Raw genomic sequence first — 19,226 nt, forward strand, 5'->3', positions numbered from 1 at the left:
TAGGTGGTTTGTTCAAATTAAGCATGCTGGAATTCTTCCAACATGGCCGAGATGCGCATTTCGGTCTTGGTTACCGCGATACGGCCGGAACGTACAAATTGCATGATGCCAAAAGGCTCTAATTTCTGATGCATTTCGTCGATCTCATGCCTGCGGCCGGTCTTGGCCAGCACAAAAAATTCCCGGCTAACCGTTACAATTTGTGCATGACTGTCTTTGATAATATTCTGAATCTGTCGCTCGTCAAAGAGCAGGTTTGAAGCTATTTTAAACAGGGCTGATTCCTGATAAATGGTCTCGTCGTCCCGATGGTAGAACGCTTTAATCACTTCGACCTGCTTCTCAATCTGAGAAACAATGTGCCGGGTCCAACGTTCGGTCGTATGAACAACAATTGTGAATTTTGATATATTCTCAATCTCTGATTTAGAGACATTTAAACTTTCTATATTAATATGTCGCTTTAAAAATATCCCGGAGATCCTATTGAGCAAACCTACCTGATTCTCTGAATAAACCGAAATCGTAAACCACTGATTTTCCATTACTGTTGCTTTGAATTCGCTTGAATTATTTTAGGCGGATATCCGATACGGAAGCTCCGGAAGGAATCATCGGAAAAACATTATCCTCTTTCTCTACCTTAACTTCCAGGAAATAGGCCTCGTCGCTCGCTATCATTTCGGCAACCGCTTCGGCAAGGTCCGAGCGCTCCGTAACGCGGCGGGCTTTTATGTGGTATCCCTCTGCAATCTTAACAAAATCCGGATTGGTCATAATAGTCGAAGCATAGCGCTTGTCAAAGAAAAGCTCCTGCCACTGGCGTACCATCCCCAGGAAATCATTATTGAGCACCACGATCTTTACCGGGGTTTTTGTTTGGAAAATAGTGCCCAACTCCTGAATGGTCATTTGGTATCCTCCATCCCCGATTACGGCAACGACTTCGCGTTCCATAGCACCCATTTTGGCGCCTATAGCGGCCGGAAGAGCAAATCCCATAGTTCCCAACCCACCAGAAGTTATATTGCTCTTAGACTCCTTGAATTTCGCATAGCGGCAGGCGACCATTTGGTGTTGCCCAACATCGGTTACTATAACCGCCTTGTGTTCGGAGGCCTTGTTGATCTGAGCGATGACCTCGCCCATGGTAAGCCCCTCTTTCTGTGGCAGTAGATCGCGTTCGATTACCGCAGCATATTCCTCTTCGTATTTCTTGTCGAATTCAGCTTTCCACTCCGGATGGGAATTCTTAGCTACAAGGGGAATCAATCGGGATAAGGTGTCCTTGGCATCTCCCAGCAATGCCAGGTCTACCTCCACATTCTTATTGATTTCCGCAGGGTCGATTTCAAAGTGAATGATTTTGGCCTGCTTGGCATAGGTTTCCAGATTCCCGGTTACCCGATCATCGAACCGCATCCCGATGGCTAACAGCAGATCACATTCGTTTGTCAGTACATTGGGGCCGTAATTCCCATGCATACCAACCATGCCCACGTTCAGCGGATGGTCCGAATCCATAGCGGATAGGCCCAGGATAGTCCAGGCGGCGGGAATACCTGTCTTCTCGACAAACGTCGTTAATTCCTCCTCTGCATTTCCAAGTATAACTCCCTGTCCATAAATTATATATGGCTTTTTAGCTGAATTGATCATTTCAGCTGCTTTGCGTAGGGAATCCTCTGAAGTCTTAGGCGCAGGATTGTAGCTTCGCACTCCTTTACAGGGCGTATATACGAAGTCTAGTTCATCGAACTGCGCATTTTTAGTGATATCGATTAACACCGGTCCGGGTCTGCCGCTTCGCGCAATAAAAAACGCTTTCGCCAGGATGTCCGGAATTTCTTCGGCTCGTGTAATCTGATAATTCCACTTGGTCACCGGAGTAGATATCCCAATGATATCCGTTTCCTGAAAGGCATCGGAACCTAAAAGATGACGCGGCACCTGTCCGGTAATACAAACCACTGGGGTAGAATCGATCTGAGCATCGGCCAAACCAGTTACCAGGTTGGTCGCACCCGGACCTGATGTAGCCATAGCTACGCCAACCTTGCCCGCTACCCTTGCGTATCCCTGGGCGGAATGAATAGCCCCTTGTTCATGGCGCGTTAAAACATGGTGTAAATCGTCCTGAAATTTGTAGAGCTCATCATACACCGGCATGATAGCCCCTCCCGGGTATCCATAGAGGACATCAACACCTTCCGCAATTAGGCAGTGCATGATTGCTTCAGCTCCGGTAACGCGTATGCTTTTCGGGCTTTCAGTTGTCTTTTTCAATTCTTTTACAGGTTCCATAAGTAGTATGGATTAAAATTCGTCGGTTACACAACCCTCCGAAGCAGAGGATACAACTCGTGCATATTTATAAAGGCTCCCCCTACTGACTTTGAGCGCAGGGGCGCTCCATGCTGCTTTTCGCTTTTCCAGTTCTTCTTCGGACAGGGCTACTGATATGCTATTGCTTTCGGCATCAATGGTTATGATGTCACCGTCGCGAACCAGCGCTATCGGGCCACCAGCTTGAGCCTCAGGGGTAACATGCCCCACTACAAAACCATGGGTTCCCCCTGAAAACCTGCCATCCGTGATCAAGGCCACATCTTTACCCAGGCCAGCTCCCATAATGGCGCTTGTAGGCTTCAACATTTCCGGCATCCCGGGACCTCCCATAGGCCCCTCATAGCGAATAACCACCACATCGCCTTTTTTTACTTTCCCTTCACCGATACCGGCGTTTGCTTTGAATTCATCCTCAAAGACACGCGCAGGACCCTCAAATCTCAGCCCTTCTTTCCCGGTAATCTTCGCAACGGCACCTGTTGGAGACAAATTTCCGTAGAGAATCCGAAGGTGCCCGGTTGGTTTTATAGGATTGTTCACAGGACGGATTACATCCTGATCCGCGCTAAGGTCGGGTACACTTTCGAGGTTCTCGGCAAGGGTTTTACCAGTCACTGTAAGGCAATCCCCGTGCAGCATGCCTTCCTTCAGCATAAACTTGAGCACCGCAGGTACGCCCCCGATACGATGGACATCCTCCATAAGGTATTTTCCGCTGGGTTTGAGATCCGCCAAAAAGGGTGTCTCATCACTAATACGCTGGAAATCATCGAGCGTAAAATCGACATTTGCGGCTTTGGCAATAGCCAGGAAATGAAGCACGGCATTGGTGCTCCCTCCCATAACAACAATCAGTCGAATGGCATTTTCCAGAGACTTTTTATTTACGATATCAAGTGGTTTGATATCCTTTTCAAGCAACAAGCGTAAGGCTTCTCCAGCCTTTACACCATCGCTTTCCTTTTCTTCGCCGACTGCAGGGTTTGAGGAGCTATATGGCAATGACATACCCAAAGCTTCAATGGAAGAAGCCATGGTATTTGCGGTATACATCCCCCCGCAAGCCCCAGCCCCCGGGCAGGCATTCTGAATTACGGCTTTATACTCCTCCTCAGCCATATTCCCAGCAACTTTCTGGCCCCAGGCTTCAAAGGCAGAGACTACATCGAGCTTTCTGCCGGCATGGCAACCAGAGGCAATTGTTCCTCCGTATACCATTACCGATGGCCGATTTAATCGCAGCATGGCCATGAGGGCTCCTGGCATATTTTTATCACAGCCAACCACTGTGACCAGGCCGTCATAATTCATAGCCTGGACAACTGTTTCCATGCTATCTGCAATAATATCCCGGGAGGGCAGCGAATATCGCATGCCATAAGTTCCCATGGAAATCCCGTCGCTCACCCCTATGGTATTGAAAATCAAACCTACGAGATCTTTGGATTGCACCCCGCGTTTGACATGTTTAGAGAGATCGTTCAGATGCATGTTACACGGATTGCCCTCATATCCGGTACTGGCTATCCCAATGAGCGGCTTTTCCAAATCTGCATCGGTGAGTCCTATCGCGTGGAGCATTGCCTGTGCAGCAGGCTGTGTCGGGTCCTGGGTAACATTTTTACTGTAGGTATTCAACCCCATAGGAAGAGACATTTTAATTCCAGTATTCAAAGATAAAAGTTTGCATTAGGCACAATATTTCCCATAGCGTCTGCCAATAGGGTCAGCAACACTGTTAAAGAAATAAATGTTTGTTATTCAGTGAATTAGATAAGTTAAAATACCATATTCAATCCGCTGCGAAAAGATCAAAAACGGAAGCGCAGGAGGTAAAAATCAGTTGCTGAGAGAATTCTCGCGGAAATTGAACCGAATCGTATCCCCGGCTCTTTTTTGCGCCAGGATACAAAGCGAACGTTCATCGAGTTGGAGAATACGAGGGTACCCGCCGGTAGTCTGACCATCGCGGGTCAGCACCATAACCTGCCCGGCCGGGGTATATTGTACCGATCCCGGGAGCGTGGCCGAGGTGATCAACTTATGGCTATGGGGGTCCAGGGTTTCCGCAAGCCGGCATGCCATCCGGTCAAAATCCTTGCTAATGGTAAAAGGCGACTCCAGGAGTTGCTTCCTGGAAGCTTCGGATAAAATTTCGAATTCTGGTCCTGGGTATGCCGTTAAATCGATCTCCCGGTACAGATCACTGGAGGATATTTTTAGGACCTTGGGCTCGTATTGGGTACTGGGATCAAAAGCCAGTCCATCTCCTTTTGCCAACTGGCCCTTTTCAGTTACCGGAAAATAAAATGAACGACTGCCCAACACCTCAGGAGTGTGAATTCCACCGCGGATTCCTATGTAGGCCCTCAGCCCTTTCTCGATATTTCCGCAACTTAAAGTACTACCTTCATTTACAGCATATACTTTATTCATTTCTAGCTTTTCATCATTCAGAAAAGCTTGCATATCGGCTCCACTGATTGCCAGAAAAGTATCCGCCTCAAAATTGATTTCAGGGCCAAACATAGTACACTCCAAAACTGCATCGGAGCTACTGTTTTCCAACAAAGCATTAACTCTTTTGGCAGCAATACTATCGCATGCCCCGGACACAGGCACCCCATAATGGCGATAGCCCACGCGGCCCAAATCCTGAACACTGGTCATAAAACCGGGTTTACTTATCCGCATCATGGGCAATCCGTTTAGAAAAGTCATAAATACCAACCTGTCCTTCTATGCGATGCAATTCATGCTCAGCGGCACTTACCGCCCGAAATCGCACGGTATCTCCAATTTGGATAAAACAAGGTGGCTCCCTTTGGGCATCGAATAAAGGAATCGGGCAATTCCCGATAATATTCCAGCCTCCTGGCGATTGTTGCGGATAAATACCTGTTTGCACCCCAGCCAGGCCTACAGATCCTGCGGGCACCCTCAATCTCGGGGATTCCCGTCGTGGTAGAACCAACGCCTCAGGCACTCCTCCCAGATATACGAAGCCTGGCAGAAAGCCAATGCCGTAAACCGGGTAGGACACAGAGCAATGCAAAGCGATAAGTTCGGCAGGACTTAGCTTAAGCCGGTTGGAAACCTCTTCCAAATCGAGGGCAAAATCTCCTTCGTAACAAACGGGCAGCACCCATTCCCTCCCTGATTTTTGTTTATGGCCTGCAAAAGCTTGCCATGCAGTATTGATCTGTTCGGCTACTGCCGCCAGGTCAGGTTCCTTCTCCGGGGAAATGAGCGTTAGGGAGTGATAGATGGGAAGTGCCTCCCATTTAGGTTGGTTCAGGTAGTTTTTGATCAGGAAATCGCCAAAAGCGCTTATCTCACGAATCAGTCCAGGAGAGATGTTTTTAGGCCATTCCAGTAGTAAGGCCTTGGTTCCGAAAGATTTAATGCGATAGGGGTAACTACTCACTTGGCAATTGCTATCCGCGCTAAAGGCAGTTCCCGTCTAAGATACATCAATATTTCCAATGCTCCCGGGGTGTCGCCGTGTAAGCAAATAGTCTTTGGCTCCAGTGCATAAGTAGAATTTTGCCAGGTATTCACCAGCCCTTGACGAACCATTCGGACAATCTGCTCCAGAACCACTTTGGGGTTCGTTAGCACCGCCCCTTCGAGCTTCCTACTGACCAAACTCCCGTCTGTATTGTATGCCCGGTCTCCGAATGCCTCTTCCCAAATGGTGAAGCCATGAGACGCGGCGAATTTGGCAAACTCACTTCCGCAGGGCGCAAAGAGTATAGATGTGGGTTTATAAGGTTCGAGAGCCTCGAGGTATATTTCGGCCAGTTGCGTATCTGCAGCCAAATCGTTGTAGAGGGCTCCGTGTGCTTTAATATGATGCATCCGGGTTCCTGTTCGATCCGCGGCAAGCTGATAGACCGCTAATTGTTCCTGGATCGTTTGGGTCAATTCTTCTTTACTCAGGGACATACTCCGGCGCCCAAAATTTTTTCGATCCGGATATGAGGGGTGGGCTCCTGCCCTAACCCCATGTTGCTTTGCCAGCTCCAGAATTTCTATCAGGAGCTCCGGAGAACCCGCGTGGCCTCCGCAAGCAAGGTTGCATGAGCTTATAAGAGGAAGGATTTGGGCTTCATTCCCCACGCCTTCCCCAAGGTCACAATTGATATCTATGTGTAATGGGCGTTCACTCATGAAACAAAAATCCGATAAAGTGTTCGCAGCGCCAACAGGCCAACCAGGATTACTATGATTAAACCGGCTATTACACCAGTCCGGGAACTGCGAAATTCCCCCAGAAGCTGTTTATCCGAGGCCATCCTCCAGAACAGGAAGGCAACCAGGGGTAATAGCAGCGCATTGGCAACCTGAGCCAAAAAGATCACTTCCAGTGGTCTTATATTCAGGGTAAGAGATAGCAGTCCTATCAGGAGGACTCCTCCCCAGGCCAACCTGAACTTCCAGGAACGATTATCGGGCGCCCACCCAAAGCTTTGTTGAATTACATAGGCAGCTGCAAGCGGGGCTGTAATCGAAGAGGTTAACCCTGCAGCGAGCAACCCGACTCCGATGGCAACAGTTGCAGCAGTACCATAAATGGGACTCAATGACTTGGCCATATCCAGGACGCTTTCCATTTGCTGCATACCGGTTCCGGCCCCGGTAACCAGTATCGCCATACTAACGATACCTCCAATTAAAACCGAGCCGATAATATCCCGCCGCATAGCACTCAGGTTTCCGGCGCCCTCCCATCGTTGGCGCACCAGTGCGGGATACAGGAACAAGTTGTAGGGAACTACGGTTGTGCCGATCAATGCCATAACCGTCATTATCGTATCCCCGGTAACTTTTGGATAAAACAAACCCGCGAAAAGCGCAGACAAATCCGGGCGGACAAGAAGCGCCGTTAAAATAAAGGACATACTCATGATCAGTACCAGTGCGGTAAAGATCCGTTCCAAAAGCTTGTAGGACCCCATCCATAGGATAATGCCAGCCAATAGGATTACGATAAAGGGATAGTAAGCAACAGCCCCTGATCCAAATAGCGCTTCCAGGCCCAGGGTTCCGCCCGCAATGTTCCCTGCTTCATAGGCCGAATTCCCAAGGACTATCGCCAAAAGTATTAACCCGATCAAGGCTTTACCTGCGTATTTCCCAGGGATCATAGATTCCAAAATTGCGGGAATTGGACGTGTGCTGGTCAGGCCAATCCTACCGGAAATTTCCTGGAGCACTATGGTAATAATAATAGAAAGTAATAAGGCCCAAAGCAGGGAATATCCAAAACTCACTCCGGCACCCAGGCAGGTTGCCACTGTTCCCGGGCCAATGAAAGCCGCAGCTATTAACATTCCCGGTCCGGATTTCTTCATGGGCGGATAAAGCAGTTGCTGCTAAAGATAATCAACCGGTGGATTTCGATCGCAAAGTGTGCATTTTATCGAGTTTTTTGCAGTTCGTCTAAAAGTAGGGTGTCATACGTCGAAAGGATATAATAAAGCAGACCAAGGCGGGTTATTAACTTCCCAAAACCCTCGTAAACCTACTTTACCTATGACCTGTGTCGAATGCAAATCCCCCCTTAGTTACCTCGACCATCGTAAGTCCATGGACAAATTCCAGGCGGAGTTGTGTCCGGCGCATCTCAAGCGTATGGAGAAATTCTTGGCACAGAATGATATTCCGGAAGAAACAATCATCCTGTACTACGCGCTCAAGGAAAAAGGTATCAAACCTATGATGGCCTGGTGGGATGGTAAACGTACGGTAGATTTAGCGATATCCCGGGTTAAACTGAATATAGAAATCGAGAAAAGCTTGGAGCCGCTTACAAGTGAAAAAGCGCTGCAGGAGCTAGAAAAAACAATGCATTCCTATAAAAATGGTTTTACAACCATTCGCATCCCCTATACCTTGATACGCAAAGATCTCGGCCGCACCGTAGAGAACATTCAGGGAATCATCGATGGCCTAAGAGTCAACATCAAAGTCATTTAAAAATCAGCTTATGGAATCCCCTTTTAACTACACCCATCGCTCTTATCGTATGAGCCAGTTTATTCTGGGACTACTCACTATGGCAGCCCTTGCCATTATGCTGAACATTAGCCCTTTAGCGTCACGCCTGCTTTTCGGACTTCCTATTGTCCTTTCCGGATTCCTGGGGATAGTCGGTACCTGGTATGTGATTAAAGGACTTGACGAACCCCTTACCGAAAAGAAAGTAATCGCCATTACCGTAAACCTGGCCATGGTTGTATTAATCCTGGCAATCCTGGTGAGCAATACAATCTTTTAGAAGATTGCAATTCCCGCAGTCTCATTGCATTATCTAACTTTCAACTAAGTATTTCGTATCTTTTTGGTGAAAAGAGACACGAAATATGAATACCACCAACCGCCGAAATTGGCTTAAATCCGTCGCATTAGGAGGAGGCTTTACCCTTATGGGTGGACTCCCGGTTTTGCTGGCCACAACACCTTCCACAACTCAGGCACCCTTTGCCAAGTTAAACGCCAACGAAAACCCCTATGGCCCATCCCCTTTAGTTCGGGACGTCCTGAAAACCGGGATGGATGCGGGTTGCCGTTATCCTTTTGCCTATCTGAAACCTTTGGTTAAGGCTATAGCCGAAAAAGAGGAAGTTTCCGAGGACTGCATTGTAGTTACTGGAGGTTCCACGGAAGGGTTAAAAGCCACAGGTTTGGTATATGGTATGGGCGGAGGGGAGATTATTGCCGCCGACCCTACGTTCCAGGCCCTGTTGAGTTATGCAGAGACTTTCGGTGCCTACGTGCACCGGGTGCCCCTGGATTCGAGTCAGACCCACGACCTGGAAGCCATGGAACGGCGCATTAATTCAAAGACCCGACTGGTATTTTTGTGCAATCCGAATAACCCCACGGGAACCTTACTGGATGCCGGGAAACTTCGAGATTTTTGCCTGAGTGTGGAAAACAGAACCTTGGTTTTCAGCGACGAGGCGTACTATGATTTTATAACAGAACCCGATTATCCCTCAATGATAGAACTCGTTCGTGAAGGACGAAACATAATTGTTTCCAAAACGTTTTCAAAAGTCTTTGGTTTAGCCGGTTTGAGAATAGGTTATTTGGTTGCCCGCCCGGATATTGCGCTCCGGTTACGGGAACGGCTCATGGCCAACACCAATACGCTAGCTATCCTTGCTGCAGAAGCTGCCCTGAAGGACGACTCTTTTTACAAGTTTAGTCTTCAGGAGAATACAAGGGCCAAGCAGTATCTGTATAGCGAGTTCGACGCTATGGGATTGGAGTACATTACCTCTCATACCAACTTTATTTTCTTTAAAACCGGACGCGATATACGGACGTTAATCCCGCAGATGATGGAACATCAGGTTCAGATCGGTCGCCCCTTCCCTCCCCTTATGGACTGGGCGCGAATCAGTACTGGAACTATGGAGGACATGAAGTCTTTTGCCTCTGCCCTCAAAAAAGTGCTTGCCTGATCCTTATATCTAGAGTAGGTATTCCCGGTCCAGTCCGCGGTATTGAATAGCTTCACCCATGTCTTCCGCCCTGATCTTCTCAGAACCTCCCATATCGGCTATAGTGCGTGCCATTTTGAGGATCCGCTCATGTGCACGGGCCGAGAGGCTGAGCTTGTCAATCGCGAGATTTAATAGTCTGCGTGGTGCCTCCTCAAGGTTACAGTAGCGCTTGAGCTGCTCAGCACCCATCTGCGCATTACTGTATATTCCGGACCCCTCAAATCGACTTAATTGCACTTCCCTTGCGAGCTGCACGCGCGCCCTGATAGCAGCGCTGGATTCCGAGGGTTTTCCTGAGGTTAAATGCTCAGTGGGAACCGGGTTAATTTCAAGATGCAGGTCGATTCGGTCAAGAAGCGGACCGGAAATCTTCTTGAAATACCGCTGCATTTCGCGGAAAGCGGCAATTCCTTCTTTTTCGACATCTACATAATAGCCGGAAGGGCTTGGATTCATGCTGGCCACCAGCATAATGCTGCATGGATAAGTGAGCGTATACTTTGCCCTGGAAAGCGTTACCTGCCGGTCTTCCAGAGGTTGTCGCATCAATTCCAGCACGCTGCGTTTGAATTCTGGCAATTCGTCCAGAAACAGCACGCCATTGTGCGCCAGAGAAATTTCACCGGGTTGCGGGTATGCACCCCCACCGATCAGGGCTGCTTGGGATATAGAATGATGTGGATTTCGGAATGGACGTTGGGTTGTCATGCCCTTGTTCGGCTTGCCCGATGCGCTATGAATCCGGGTAGTTTCCAGAGTTTCTTCCCAGGTCATGGGAGGAAGTATTCCAGGCAATCGCCGGGCCATCATGGTTTTACCGGCTCCCGGCGGACCTATCATCAGGATATTGTGACCTCCGGATGCCGCAACTTCTAGCCCCCTTTTTGCCGCGAGCTGCCCCTTTACCTCAGCAAAATCAGGACTACCAAAAGGGGACTTACTTGCAGCTGTTTGCGCTTGCCCATTCAAGGGTTTAATTTCTGAATGACCCCGGAGTAATGCCACCACCTGATCCAGGTGATCCAATCCGTAAACGGCAATTCCCCGGACTACTGCAGCCTCCTTCGCATTGACTACAGGCAAGACACAAGCCTTAAACCCAGCTTTGCGGGAAGCCAATGCTACCGAAAGCGCTCCTCTGACCGGATGCAGGCTACCGTCCAGGCCCAATTCTCCCATAATAACATAGTGCGGTAGGTCCGGAAAATTAGTTTGCCCGGTTGCTTGTAAAATACCCAGCGCTATACAGAGATCGTAGGCTGCCCCTTCCTTACGAAGATCAGCAGGAGCCATATTAATGGTGATCTTCTTACCCGGGATGCGAAAGCCGCTTTGGGCCAGGGCCGAAGCAATGCGGTAATTACTTTCACGGACAGCATTATCGGGTAATCCAACTAAATGATAACCAATGCCTTTAGAAACGTTTACTTCAACAACTACATGAGTAGCTTCTATTCCCCTTAATGCACTGGCATACACCTTGGCCAACATACCATTTGAATCTGAATATCAGTTCAAATATTACTGTTGACTATGCAGAATCAAAGCAGGGATGCGATGGGAGCCGGCGGAATTATTCCGAAGTTCGGACAGGAGTTAAAACCAGTCGATTGATCTCCTTCTCCTGTATTTCGGCAGGATTCATGAGCATCTTCCGGAATTCCCCGCGAATATAGAGTTCGGACTGGTCGTCGTAATGCGGACTGAACGGGTTGCCCGATTGACCCGTTGGCAATATGCTTTGGCTATTCTCTATATCTGAAAAATCGATGACCCGGCGTGTGGAAGGCCCTGCATTCACCTTGAAATAACCTGTAGAATCGTAAGGAAAAGCCAGGTTATTTACCACCTCCCGACTTCCGTGAATCGGATATGGGCCGATATTGAAAATTGGTCGCAGGGCGGCAACTGCTCCCAGCGGATGTTCAAATTCTATGGTGTGGAAATTCTTCCATTCCCACTTATCCGGGTCCTCGCCCGATTGATCGATTACCTGTTCCAGGGCATCTTTGAAACTCTGCTCAATAATGGCCTCCGCTGTTTCTACCGATTCGGTCTGTACATTATCCCACCAGGGCCACTCCCTTTCCTTCACTAGTCGTGCAAGAACCCGCTTGTATATGTGGGTCGATAAGAGCGCCTTAAACCCTTCCTCCCCTAACTCATCCTGGAAGACAGCACGAGACAACTCATAAACCCAGCGGTGATATAGCACAGGCTCTGGACTCTTCAGGGCATGCGAACCATCCCAACTGTTGAGCATATCCAGGAATTCTAATTCGGTTTCATTTAAGGCATCTACAGGAACTGCACGGGCGAGATCTGAAATGATTTCCGGATCAACCGAAGAAGTCACGTCGACGATCATTTCCGCAACACCCTCGCGATCCCAATCATCCCTACACTCCAGCAGGTCCGTAATTCGACGGGCCCTGTTTTCAGGTAAATAGTACCCCGGAATATACCCAGCGCTGGTACTTTCCGGTTGATTATTTGCACTGTAGACGTATCCCGCCTCCGGATTTATGGCTCTGGGATTTTCTGAAAAGGGAACGTCGCTTCGCAGGGAATCCAGGGAGGCCTCCATGACCAATTTGGTGCTAATCGAATCGGGAAAACGATATAATTTGGCGGCAGCCCACCAGGCCACATTGCCTTCAGCATCGCCGTACATCATATTCAATCCGGGCGCATGTATTTTGGATACAGCCTGCTCAAAGGCCTGGAAATCCCCAGCATGACTTATTCCGTAAAGCGCTTGAAGGACTTCATTTTTACCCGAGGTAAATACCCAGGACATGACTACAGGTGTTTCCTCTTTCAGATCAGGAAACAGATCATTCACGACCGGGCCAAGGTCAGAGGTGCGAAAAGAGAAGGCCACGGCGTCCTCCCCTTTGACCTCAATCATCCTTTTTTCCTCTTTGAAAGACTCCCACTGCCCGTTCCTGCTATACTGACTGGGATCTTCGGGATTTACGGTTTCGTAAAAGAAATCAATATCATCATTCTCGAACATCGTCATCCCATAGGCATTCTGCCGGTTGTGCGCCAGAATGGGAAAAGGAATCCCTGCCAGGTGATAGCCATAGCGCTCGTATTGTGGACTTTTAACGTGTGCTTCGAACCAGACTGATGGTTGGGCAAAGCCAATATGGGGATCGTTTGCAAAAAGAACGGCGCCCGTACTGGTTTTAGCCGGGGAAAGCACCCAGGAATTACTACCCTCAAGCGCGGGCAAGGGTAATCCACCAATGATTTGATCTATTTTTCGGCTTACCCCGGTTAGCGAAGCTACCTCATCGCGCGGTTGGGGTAAAACCAGTTTGGCCTGCAAATCGGTGGCGGCTGCGCTGTCACCCGGATTTGTAATGGGGATGGTTTCGGTACAATTCGAGCAGTCCTCGAGTAGGCTGTACACATAATCCGGGCCTAACCGGTTCTTAATGTCTTCCAGTAAGGGATCGGTTTTATGTGCCATAGCAAAACTAAAAGCCATGTACCCGAGGGAATTGTATATGTCCACAAGCTCAAAGGGCTCTTTGTCCAGACCGGTAAGGTAATATTCCAAGGGCGTGGGGCCTTCTGCGATAAAAGTATTGACCCCTTCCAGATATGCTGTGGATAATTGATACTCCCGGGATAAGGTATCGGCCTTGGCGAGATGTCTTCTGCTGGCTTCATCAATTCCCAGGGTCAGAAAGAGCCGGTCGGCATCCAGGGTTTGACTTCCAAAGACTTCGGAGAGCCTTCCCGGAGCGATTCTGCGCAGCAACTCCATTTGCCATAGACGATCCTGTGCATGGACGTAGCCCAGGGCACGGTAAGCATCTGGTTCACTGTCGGCAGTTATATGGGGGATTCCATAGGTGTCGTAAGAAACGGTAACAGAAGCAGCGAGCCCCTGCATTTCGAGTTCCCCGTCATACTCGGGTTTCAGATGTTGAACAAAGAAATATCCCGCCAGCACAAGCAACAACAGCAAGGCCAGCAATACTTTAAATATCCTGCGAATGGTTTTCAAAAGCTCGATGGTTGTATCCCCTAAAGATACGGCTTTCCCTATTGAATCGTCGCCGTTTGCCTGGCCGATTGAAGCCATTGGCGATAGGTCGCCACGTCGGTATTCTGGATGGGAGGCGCAAGGAGTTCGAGATCAGCACTTAATTGAATGTAGTATGGCTGCGATATGGCTCCAAAATTTACGGTTTGGAAGGTTCCCCAAAGATCTCCGATATCTTCTATGGGTCTCGTTTTACCATTGGGGTAATGGAAAATGAACTGCGCTTCCTCAGCCAGTTCTTCCCTGTCGTCTACATAAAGGGATATCAGAACAAATTCGTCCCGAAGCAGTCGGTATACCTCCGGGTCGCTCCATACCTGCTCCTCCATCCGGCGGCAATTCACACAGGCCCATCCGGTAAAATCCAGCAACATGGGCTTGCCGGTTGCCCGGGATACTTCCCTGCCAGCTTCAAAGTCTTTGTAACATTCCAATCCCAGGGGACAATCACTTGCTCCTGCTCGTAAGCTATAAAAGTCCGGTGGAGGAAAGCCACTCAATTGTTTCAGGGGTTGGCCGGTAACAAGTCCATACCCTAAATAGGCCGAAAACAGCAAACAGGCCAGGGCACCCAAGCGTCTGGTGATACTGATGCCTGCCGGACCTTCTGATTTTTTAAACCGAAACCAGCCCATAAGGTAGGCTGCTAGCCCCAGGGTAAGTAAAATCCATATCCCCAGAAAAATTTCCCGTTTGAGCAAGCCCCAGTGTCCGACCAAATCGGCATTCGAGAGGAATTTCAGGGCAAGCGCCAGCTCCAGGAATCCGAGGACAACCTTCACGGTCTCCATCCATTGTCCCGACTTCGGCATTTTTTGCAGCCAATTGGGGAATAGTGCAAAAAGAGCAAACGGGAGTCCGAGGGCCAATCCAAAACCCGTCATACCAGCCGTCAGTTTTAGGGCGACATCCCCCTCCGAAAGCGCAGTACTGCCCAGCAACCCGCCCAGAATAGGTCCGGTACAGGAAAAGGAGACAATGGCCAGGGTGAGAGCCATAAAAAAGATACCAGGAGCCCCGCCTAATCGCTGGGAAGCACCATCCATACGGGCTGCCCAGGAAGCGGGCAGGGTAATTTCGAAATAGCCAAAAAAGGATATGGCAAAGAGCACGAAAATCAGGAAAAACAGCAGGTTCACCCAAATATTGGTGGCCAATGCATTCAAAAATTGCCCATCGGCGGAATCCATAAGGTGAAAAGGCAAGCTGAGCAAAAAGTAGATCAGCACAATGAACATCCCGTAGAGTACCGCATTTCCAACTCCCGAGGCTTTAGCGCCATTTTTTCGAGTGAAAAAGGAGACCGTTAACGGAATCATTGGGAACACACAAGGCGTTAACAGGGCAATGAAGCCTCCAAGTATACCCAGCCCAAAAATCCCCCAGATTCCCTGTCCGCCACCGAGTACTTCCCCGGCACTACCTTCCCTGAGCATCTCCGGATTTTTAATTTGCAGGCGCAGGGCTGCAGATTTTAAGCTATCCGAGGCAGAAATATTGGCCTGAAGGTTTTCAGTATTCCCGATGGGCTCCCCGCCTGACAGGTAAAAATCAAAGGTGTGCTCTCCAGGAATACATACTTCATCACAGACCTGGTACTCAATGGTTACCCGGATTGGTTCAGTCCCAGAATCGAGAAGGCGAATATCCTGTGTCATCCGCGCATTATTCTCAAAAAAGGTTTCATCGACCCCAAAAATGTCATTGTAGGCCTTCCTTGTGGGGCTCTCGACGAGGGTATCCAAAATGACATACCGCTCCCCTACACCTTCAAAACCGAAAATCATCGGCATCGCCCCATCTTCATCGGAGTGCTTGCAGTACAAATGCCAGTTTTCCTCAATGTCGGCTGTGAAAACCAATCGATAGGTGCTGTCATTGATCTGCTCGAAGCTTTGATCCCAGCGTACCGGTTCCTCAGGAAGCCCAGTTGGAATCAATTGCCCAAATCCGGTCAGGGAAGTGAAGAAGATGAGTATCGTTGCTATTCGTGCCGCCATTCTAATTTTATAATCTGCCGGGTAGCTTCGGTAACCTTAAACCGATCGTCTCCCCGAAGTCCGGGTAACCAAACAATTCGGTCCCCGCATCCCAAAATCCATTGGGCCTCTTTTTGAAACTGACTTAATTTCAAGTCTTTAAAAAACTTGGAGACCTTCTTGCCCCCACGCATACCTATGGGGCAAAAATAATCCCCCTGGCGCCATTTACGCAGCCATAATCTTTGATTTAACGAAGCTTTATCAAGGTATAGTACATTAGGATCGGGGTCCTTTTGTATGCTTGCAGGCGTCATTTTTGCCTCTACCAGCGTTATTTTAAGTCCTGGAGGGTAATTCCCGGTCTCCCACAGATCAAACTGAAATTCCTTTATCGCTTCACTGGCCTTTGACTTCAACAGCAGCGCTTTCCGATCCCGCAACAGGCGATGCGTAGGGGATTGCACCTCTTTCCCGGACATACCTTCCAACAAATCTTCAATCGCCCGGTAATCCGTAAAACCATATGGAGCGAATAATTCAAATAGATAGGGACCGCGGGGTGAAAGCGAAGCCAGTTGCTCCAGGTTAAAGGCAAGACAGTCCGCCTCCTGTGTTACCAGGGAGGCTTTGATCCCTTCAAGATGCTTTAACAGAATTTCCCGAGCCCCCTCTAAATGCTCCAAACTTTGTAAAAATGCAGGCAAAAGCCCTGGCAGGGTTTCCAGGAGAGGTGGAACCGCATGGTGCCTGAGACGATTCCGGAGATAGTTATCGGTAGCATTGCTGCTGTCCTCCCGGTATGCCAAGCCGTTTTCTGAAATGAATTCTTCCAGTTCTGATCGGGTTACTTGCAATAACGGGCGTAAAATACGGCCTTGTCGTTCCGGAATTCCGCATAAGCCACCAAGGCCAGCACCCCTGTTCAGATGCATTAAAAAGGTCTCCAATTGATCATTGGCATGGTGAGCCGTTAGCACCCATCGGTAACGCGTTGTAGCCAACAAAACCTGAAACCAGTGGTATCTGAGATTTCGGGCACTCTCTTGAACTGAAAGTTTATGTAGATTTGCGTAATAATTTGTATTAAAAGACTTTACAAAATATTCCGTGTTAAACTTCCTGGCCAGATTCGCTACAAATTCTGCATCGGCCTTACTTTCCGATCCACGCAATCCAAAATCGGCATGGGCCACACCAAAATCCAACCCGGTCTGCTTACATAAATGCACCAGAGCCACGCTGTCCAGGCCGCCACTACAGGCAACCAAAACCGGCTCCTTTGCGAGCTCAGGAAATTTTTCCTTCAGCATGTTTGTAAACGCTGCTATCATTATCGGAAAGAAAAAACGCTATTGCGAAATTAGGCCGAAGTTCTTTCAGATCAAAGAACCTTACCCTCCAGAACTTCTCGCATGGCCCGGGCTTTTAGCAGGCACTCGCGATATTCGCGCAACGGAGCGGTTCCGGCAGTAAGCGCACTTCCAACCGCAAAACTCGCCAACCCTTTATTGGCGTCATAGACTATGGAGCGAATGACCACATTGAAATCCATGCCCCCTTCCGGGTCCATATAGCCCAGGGCCCCGCTATAAACACCACGCCGGAATTGTTCCTCCTGTTCAATAAGGTTGAGTGCCGAAATTTTAGGAGCACCCGTCATGCTTCCCATTGGAAAGGCATCCTTAAGCAATTCAATATTTCCCTGTGCGGGGGAAATTCTAGACGTAACCGTGGATATCATTTGATGCACTTGTTTGTAGGATCTCAATGCACACAATTCAGAGACCTCCACGCTGCCTTTCAGCGCGCTCTTGCTCAAATCGTTACGGACGAGGTCCGTGATCATGATATTTTCGGCCCGTTCCTTGGGATCAGCGAGCAACGCAGCAGCCAATTCCTGATCCTCTGCTATATCCGAACTGCGCGGAGCCGTGCCTTTCATTGGCTGTGAGATCAGTTGAGTTCCGACTTTGCGGAGGAAGCGTTCCGGGGAAGCACTGATAAGGTAGCGCTGGCCAAAACGCAGGAACGAAGCGAAAGGAGCTTGCGATATTTGATTCAGTGCCATAAAGGCCCGTAAGGGATTCAATTCCGGGGTTTCCGCAAAAAACTCCTGGCAAAAATTTACTTCGTAAATATCGCCGCGACCAATATGCTCCAGCAGGCGCTGCGCGGCGTTGAGGTACTGCTCTTTATACATTCCCATGCGAATCCTGCAGGATGGCGGGTCGCTCTCCCACTCCGACATTCCGGAAGCCTGGATTGCTTCCCAATCCTCGCGGATCTGCCCGGCCAAATGCAGCGGATAGCGAAAGATCAATTCCGCTTCCCGCACCTCGATGATTTTTTCCGGTTGAAAAAAGTATAGTTCGGGGAATCCCATTCGATCCGGATTATCCGAGCTTAGTGCTTCCAGGTCATTTTTGAGGTCGTAGGAAAGATATCCGAGAATCCAGTCCGCTTTATCGGCATAAAAGGTGCCGAGTTTGTCGAAGGCTCCTGGAACATCCGAGGCCAAATGCCCCAGATTACCAACCGCCAAAAGGGCCTCAAAAGCCCCGTATTTATCGCTATGCCTGTTACTATCCAACCAGGCGAAATGCGCCTGCTTTGAACTCCATCGGACGAGTTTCTCCTTTACCGCAGCGCTGGGAAGAATAGAAATTTTATGGGCGGTTCGCTGCATTAAATGGAAGAGAGAAATTGATTGAGTTTTTCCCTGAAGTCAGTGGCCAATTCCTGATCCGTAATACCCTGTTCGTCTGAAAACGTATGGTTGAAAGAGGGCAAGCCAAATTCCCAAATATTTTCCGTGCCAAATCGCTTTAACATGCTCGCGACAGCTGCCCGGGAAGAACCGGCCCCTCCCCGTCCGGGTGAAGTGGAAAGCAGGAGGATTTTTAATTCGCTGCCAAAATTCTTGTCCTTGCGGCTTAACCAGTCTAACAAGCTCTTGGTGTAAGCCGAAGGATTCCCATTATGCTCATTTACTGAGAATACCCAGGCTTTACTGGACTTTAATTTCTCATAAATCGCCTGGATTTCTCCTGGGATTCCCGAGGCCTTTTCAACGTCAACATCGTATATCGGAAGCTTAAGCGTGCGGAGTTCAATAAGTTCTGTTGGCTCCGAGGTTATGCTTTTCAGGGCGTATTTTACGAATCGATGATTAATTGAAGTTGCGCTGTTACTACCGGCAAATCCAAGGATTACGGACATATGAATTGCTTTTAGACGAAAATACCGCATTTCCCATTTTTCCCACCTCATTTTGACTAATTTTGCCCCCGAAAGATCCAAACGGCTTGTTTTGAA

At 48.9% G+C, this 19,226-nt stretch carries 16 protein-coding genes; 3 read left to right on the top strand and 13 right to left on the bottom strand.

Going from position 1 to position 19,226, the window contains the following annotated elements:
• Positions 1 to 17: 17 nt before the first annotated feature.
• From ilvN to BM318_RS09795, 7 genes are all read right to left on the bottom strand, one after another.
• On the bottom strand, positions 18 to 545 hold the full coding sequence (gene ilvN, locus BM318_RS09765; RefSeq protein ID WP_092982436.1) for an acetolactate synthase small subunit: 528 nt from the start codon (positions 543 to 545) through the stop codon (positions 18 to 20).
• A 25-nt stretch (positions 546 to 570) separates the two neighbouring features.
• Positions 571 to 2,304, bottom strand: coding sequence for a biosynthetic-type acetolactate synthase large subunit (gene ilvB / locus BM318_RS09770; RefSeq protein WP_092982437.1), 1,734 nt, complete (start codon positions 2,302 to 2,304; stop codon positions 571 to 573).
• Positions 2,305 to 2,316: 12 nt separating this feature from the next.
• On the bottom strand, positions 2,317 to 3,993 hold the full coding sequence (gene ilvD / locus BM318_RS09775) for a dihydroxy-acid dehydratase (protein WP_092982438.1): 1,677 nt from the start codon (positions 3,991 to 3,993) through the stop codon (positions 2,317 to 2,319).
• Between the two features lie 195 nt (positions 3,994 to 4,188).
• Positions 4,189 to 5,046 (bottom strand): 5-oxoprolinase subunit C family protein, encoded by an 858-nt coding sequence (locus tag BM318_RS09780; protein WP_092982439.1) that lies wholly within the window; start codon positions 5,044 to 5,046, stop codon positions 4,189 to 4,191.
• Positions 5,030 to 5,776 (bottom strand): 5-oxoprolinase subunit PxpB, encoded by a 747-nt coding sequence (gene pxpB / locus BM318_RS09785; protein ID WP_092982440.1) that lies wholly within the window; start codon positions 5,774 to 5,776, stop codon positions 5,030 to 5,032. The genes BM318_RS09780 and pxpB overlap by 17 nt, the downstream gene beginning before the upstream one ends.
• Positions 5,773 to 6,522, bottom strand: a complete 750-nt coding sequence (gene pxpA / locus BM318_RS09790) for a 5-oxoprolinase subunit PxpA (protein ID WP_092982441.1) — start codon at positions 6,520 to 6,522, stop codon at positions 5,773 to 5,775. The genes pxpB and pxpA overlap by 4 nt, the downstream gene beginning before the upstream one ends.
• Positions 6,519 to 7,706 carry an Nramp family divalent metal transporter gene (locus BM318_RS09795; RefSeq protein WP_092982442.1) on the bottom strand — a complete coding sequence of 396 codons (1,188 nt, stop codon included), beginning with the start codon at positions 7,704 to 7,706 and terminating at the stop codon, positions 6,519 to 6,521. Before BM318_RS09795 ends, pxpA begins: the two co-directional genes overlap by 4 nt.
• Positions 7,707 to 7,887: 181 nt before the next feature.
• On the opposite strand from BM318_RS09795, the gene BM318_RS09800 reads away from it, so the two are divergent.
• From BM318_RS09800 to BM318_RS09810, 3 genes are all read left to right on the top strand, one after another.
• On the top strand, positions 7,888 to 8,331 hold the full coding sequence (locus BM318_RS09800; RefSeq protein WP_092982443.1) for a hypothetical protein: 444 nt from the start codon (positions 7,888 to 7,890) through the stop codon (positions 8,329 to 8,331).
• Between the two features lie 10 nt (positions 8,332 to 8,341).
• Positions 8,342 to 8,632, top strand: coding sequence for a hypothetical protein (locus BM318_RS09805; protein ID WP_092982444.1), 291 nt, complete (start codon positions 8,342 to 8,344; stop codon positions 8,630 to 8,632).
• Positions 8,633 to 8,717: 85 nt separating this feature from the next.
• Positions 8,718 to 9,824 carry a pyridoxal phosphate-dependent aminotransferase gene (locus BM318_RS09810; protein WP_092982445.1) on the top strand — a complete coding sequence of 369 codons (1,107 nt, stop codon included), beginning with the start codon at positions 8,718 to 8,720 and terminating at the stop codon, positions 9,822 to 9,824.
• Positions 9,825 to 9,833: 9 nt separating this feature from the next.
• On the opposite strand, the gene BM318_RS09815 is transcribed toward BM318_RS09810, so the two are convergent.
• From BM318_RS09815 to BM318_RS09840, 6 genes are all read right to left on the bottom strand, one after another.
• On the bottom strand, positions 9,834 to 11,357 hold the full coding sequence (locus BM318_RS09815; protein WP_092982446.1) for a YifB family Mg chelatase-like AAA ATPase: 1,524 nt from the start codon (positions 11,355 to 11,357) through the stop codon (positions 9,834 to 9,836).
• 82 nt (positions 11,358 to 11,439) lie between these two features.
• The gene (locus BM318_RS09820) at positions 11,440 to 13,968 is read right to left on the bottom strand and encodes a penicillin acylase family protein (protein ID WP_245759801.1); all 2,529 of its coding nucleotides are present in this window, start codon (positions 13,966 to 13,968) and stop codon (positions 11,440 to 11,442) included.
• Positions 13,929 to 15,929 (bottom strand): protein-disulfide reductase DsbD family protein, encoded by a 2,001-nt coding sequence (locus BM318_RS09825; RefSeq protein WP_092982447.1) that lies wholly within the window; start codon positions 15,927 to 15,929, stop codon positions 13,929 to 13,931. Before BM318_RS09825 ends, BM318_RS09820 begins: the two co-directional genes overlap by 40 nt.
• Entirely contained in the window at positions 15,914 to 17,221 is a 1,308-nt protein-coding gene (gene tilS / locus BM318_RS09830) for a tRNA lysidine(34) synthetase TilS (RefSeq protein ID WP_177218292.1), read from the bottom strand. Before tilS ends, BM318_RS09825 begins: the two co-directional genes overlap by 16 nt.
• A 71-nt stretch (positions 17,222 to 17,292) precedes the next feature.
• Positions 17,293 to 18,597 carry an anthranilate synthase component I family protein gene (locus BM318_RS09835; RefSeq protein ID WP_092982449.1) on the bottom strand — a complete coding sequence of 435 codons (1,305 nt, stop codon included), beginning with the start codon at positions 18,595 to 18,597 and terminating at the stop codon, positions 17,293 to 17,295.
• Complete coding sequence (locus tag BM318_RS09840; protein WP_092982450.1) at positions 18,597 to 19,130, bottom strand: NADPH-dependent FMN reductase; 534 nt, start codon at positions 19,128 to 19,130, stop codon at positions 18,597 to 18,599. Before BM318_RS09840 ends, BM318_RS09835 begins: the two co-directional genes overlap by 1 nt.
• Positions 19,131 to 19,226: the final 96 nt, after the last annotated feature.

The organism is Robiginitalea myxolifaciens, from assembly GCF_900115205.1.
GTDB lineage: Bacteria > Bacteroidota > Bacteroidia > Flavobacteriales > Flavobacteriaceae > Robiginitalea > Robiginitalea myxolifaciens.

Coding starts and splice junctions, on each gene's coding strand:
- ilvB (WP_092982437.1), bottom strand. CDS start 2,304: ATGGAACCTGTAAAAGAATTGAAAAAGACAACTGAAAGCCCGAAAAGC.
- BM318_RS09840 (WP_092982450.1), bottom strand. CDS start 19,130: ATGTCCGTAATCCTTGGATTTGCCGGTAGTAACAGCGCAACTTCAATT.
- ilvN (WP_092982436.1), bottom strand. CDS start 545: ATGGAAAATCAGTGGTTTACGATTTCGGTTTATTCAGAGAATCAGGTA.
- BM318_RS09810 (WP_092982445.1), top strand. CDS start 8,718: ATGAATACCACCAACCGCCGAAATTGGCTTAAATCCGTCGCATTAGGA.
- tilS (WP_177218292.1), bottom strand. CDS start 17,221: ATGCTGAAGGAAAAATTTCCTGAGCTCGCAAAGGAGCCGGTTTTGGTT.
- BM318_RS09805 (WP_092982444.1), top strand. CDS start 8,342: ATGGAATCCCCTTTTAACTACACCCATCGCTCTTATCGTATGAGCCAG.
- BM318_RS09800 (WP_092982443.1), top strand. CDS start 7,888: ATGACCTGTGTCGAATGCAAATCCCCCCTTAGTTACCTCGACCATCGT.
- BM318_RS09815 (WP_092982446.1), bottom strand. CDS start 11,357: ATGTTGGCCAAGGTGTATGCCAGTGCATTAAGGGGAATAGAAGCTACT.
- BM318_RS09820 (WP_245759801.1), bottom strand. CDS start 13,968: ATGGCTTCAATCGGCCAGGCAAACGGCGACGATTCAATAGGGAAAGCC.
- ilvD (WP_092982438.1), bottom strand. CDS start 3,993: ATGGGGTTGAATACCTACAGTAAAAATGTTACCCAGGACCCGACACAG.
- BM318_RS09825 (WP_092982447.1), bottom strand. CDS start 15,929: ATGGCGGCACGAATAGCAACGATACTCATCTTCTTCACTTCCCTGACC.
- BM318_RS09780 (WP_092982439.1), bottom strand. CDS start 5,046: ATGATGCGGATAAGTAAACCCGGTTTTATGACCAGTGTTCAGGATTTG.
- BM318_RS09795 (WP_092982442.1), bottom strand. CDS start 7,706: ATGAAGAAATCCGGACCGGGAATGTTAATAGCTGCGGCTTTCATTGGC.
- BM318_RS09835 (WP_092982449.1), bottom strand. CDS start 18,597: ATGCAGCGAACCGCCCATAAAATTTCTATTCTTCCCAGCGCTGCGGTA.
- pxpA (WP_092982441.1), bottom strand. CDS start 6,522: ATGAGTGAACGCCCATTACACATAGATATCAATTGTGACCTTGGGGAA.